The sequence below is a fragment of the Azohydromonas sediminis genome, from assembly GCF_003574675.1.
Lineage (GTDB): Bacteria > Pseudomonadota > Gammaproteobacteria > Burkholderiales > Burkholderiaceae_C > Calidifontimicrobium > Calidifontimicrobium sediminis.
Map to the genome: position 1 here is coordinate 1 of NZ_QOAZ01000073.1, position 2,756 is coordinate 2,756.

Sequence of the window (2,756 nt, forward strand, 5' to 3'; positions counted from 1 at the left end):
CGGCCTATTGGATTCGTTGCTGGGAGTTCGCGCCATCGGCATTCACCCCGCAAAGCCAGTGTTCATGCGGGTTGCGGGGGTTTTGCAGGGCCGACGAAGTAGCTGCCGCGGCGCAGCTTGGGTATCCTGAGCTCGATGCTGCCGGCGCGCGTATCCCAGGTGCGCTCGCGGTAGCCGTTGCGGCTGTTCAGCCGCGCGCCAGGGGCCTTCTCGTCGTAGCCAGCGCCGCAGCGACCCTCGACGTCGATCTCCATCAGGCGCTGGGCCATGAACTGCACCATCTGGTGCAGCAGGTCGACGTCGGCGCCCTTCTCGGCGAGTTCGGCCAGTGACATAGTGGGGGTGGTCATCGTGGAATCTCCTTCGGATAGGTTGGTGGGTCGCACCTCGACCTAATCCGGGACCACGATGGCCACCCCAGCCGGGGCGGCCGCCGCCGCGCGGCAAGCTGCTTCGGGCTACGCCCTACGCACCTTGTCGCGCCTTGTGGAGTTACAACACTTCCTGGGCCGCCAGCCTGCTTTCGGTCCAGCGAACCAAATGCGGGGATTCGTCCAAGATGGATGCGTACTGTGCCATTGAGCCATGGCGCCCCTGCGGATCTAACTCCAGATATCGGCGGTACTTGCGCTCTCGGTCCGCACGGCGTGCCCAGCCCATGTGTTGGATTCTTATGTTGCTGCAACCCATCTCAAAGAACTCAACGCTGCGTGGAAATCGGCCGCAATGCTGCGCGCTTTCTTTCCATTCGTAATTCAACAGGGGTGAATATCGGAACATGAAGCCCCACAATCGCCTGTGCGCGTTCCACAGTGCATCATCTCGATAGTGGTAGTCATCCCACATGTCGAATAGGGAGAAGCCGATGTAGCGGTACTGCGTTTGGTGTGCCCAGTCGCGAATCGCAGCCCCGCAACCATCCTCCAATATTTCGTCGGCATCCAGGTTGAGAATCCAATCCGGGCAGGTTTCGACAGTTTCTTTCCATTGGATCTTGCGTAGGGCGACTTCATTGTGGAAGTGACTATTTGGAAGGCGGACAATTTTTGTCTGGATGCCGTGTAGACAGCGGGTGACGATGTCGACGGTATCATCTTCGCTAGCATCATCAATAATGACGGCACGATCGATAAACTCCCGGTGCCGCATCAAGGCTTTCTCAAGGTAGCGACCCGATTCGTTTCGGACGACCATCGAGAGCGTTATGCTTGGGTGGCGCCAGTGATCGACGCTAGACCAGTTCACATATCTGGGTACGCGGTCGAGGAGGCTCTGCCGATACAAATGCAGCGGGGCGTAGGTGCTGTCGGCCCAAAGTTCAACGCCTAGCGCCCTGGCGCGGACGCAGAAGTGGCGGTCTTCGCCCCAGTAGGTCAAGTTGTCGATCTCTGCGAAGCGCACCCCTTTCTCAAGGGCAGTCCGCTTAATCAGGGTGCATGCGCCCAATCCGCCGACCCTTGTGAGACTTGGCTGGTGTAAGCCACGGATGAACGCAAGGATGCGTCGATCCGATTCGTCAGGGCTAATCTTTTCGTCGCGCCGACGCCAAGCTAACTCGTATTGACCCTGTGTCCACACCTGCGGCATGAGTATCTGTCCGGGCTGCCATGACGTCCAGAACACTTCGCTGATGATCTCTTTGTCGCATGCAACCAGATGCTGCAGCGTGAAAGGGTTCAGTACAAGATCCGAATCAACTAGAAATAGATAATCGAAACCGCTCTCCAGTGCGCATTCAATAAGGAAATCCTTGAATGCTGCGACTCTCCAAATAAGATCTTCACGCCAGTGATGTGTTATGTCATTTCGTATATAGGCAACTGTTGGGCGCTGCGGAGCGGGGGTCACAACGGACTCCTCGCCAAAAGCAAAGGATTGCAGCATTCGACTGGAATCTGCATTGTCGTTGTCATCGATGAAGGCGCAGCTAATTTGAAGTCCGTTAATGTCCAGCCGCCGAATTGAATCTAGGAACTCCTTCAGTATGGCGGGGTGTTGTCGAACCGGCGCAGCGATCAGGATGCGTGGGTAGCTCATGGGAAGGGTGTTTTCGGAAAGGGCGCTGGGGCGCGGCGATTGGTGCTTCGTCGTTTGTCTGCCTCGTGGCTGTCATGCCTTGCTTTCGTCTATCGAGGCCGCGCGTGAAGGCTTCGAGCAGGCGCGAATCAGTGCTGGCATATCTCCGATTCGATCTCGTCAGGCGCTAGAAGAAGCGGTGGAAAAGGCTGGTGGATCGCGCCGATCTCTGCGGCCAATGGGCCGCCGCGATCACTCTACGAGTCGACCCGAGACGCTCGTATCACTCCCAGGTCCCAGACGGAACACACGTAGTCGGACCTGCGAAATTCACATCAACGCCGGTTGTGGGCGACGACGGACGCCGGCGACGTCGCGCGAGGGCGGCCAGAGCTTGCCGACGTGCGCAGATGCCCCGGCGGCGGATTCCACGGCAAGCCGGCCGTACAGCATCAGAACGTTCAGGACCAAGAAAAGGCCGCGCAGCCCCAGGCGCGCGATCGCGCGCAGCAGCCAGCGGATGTTGAAGCCGGCTGCGCACAGCACCGCGTGCAGCGCGTCGCCGTCGCTGCCCTTGAGCCAGCAGCGGTTCATGCCGTGGTCGCTCTTGGTGTGGCCGATCGCCGGCTCGATGGCCTGACGGCGCCTGAGCCAGCCGCGCTGCTGCGCCGTGAGAGTCTTGCTCTTGCCGCGGTGGATGACCTGGACCGACACCGCGTCGTCGACACCGCGATAGCCCA

General features: G+C 59.5%; 2 protein-coding genes and 1 pseudogene. All 3 read right to left on the reverse strand.

Features of this window, described 5'->3' with window-relative positions:
- Window positions 1-95: 95 nt before the first annotated feature.
- A pseudogene (locus DRV96_RS17590) lies at window positions 96-350 on the reverse strand (transposase); the annotation flags it as partial.
- Window positions 351-492: 142 nt separating this feature from the next.
- Window positions 493-2,037, reverse strand: coding sequence for a glycosyltransferase family 2 protein (locus DRV96_RS17595; protein ID WP_119293569.1), 1,545 nt, complete (start codon window positions 2,035-2,037; stop codon window positions 493-495).
- 309 nt (window positions 2,038-2,346) lie between these two features.
- Window positions 2,347-2,756: transposase (locus tag DRV96_RS18685; protein ID WP_235823467.1), on the reverse strand; the 410-nt coding region annotated here is incomplete at its 5' end.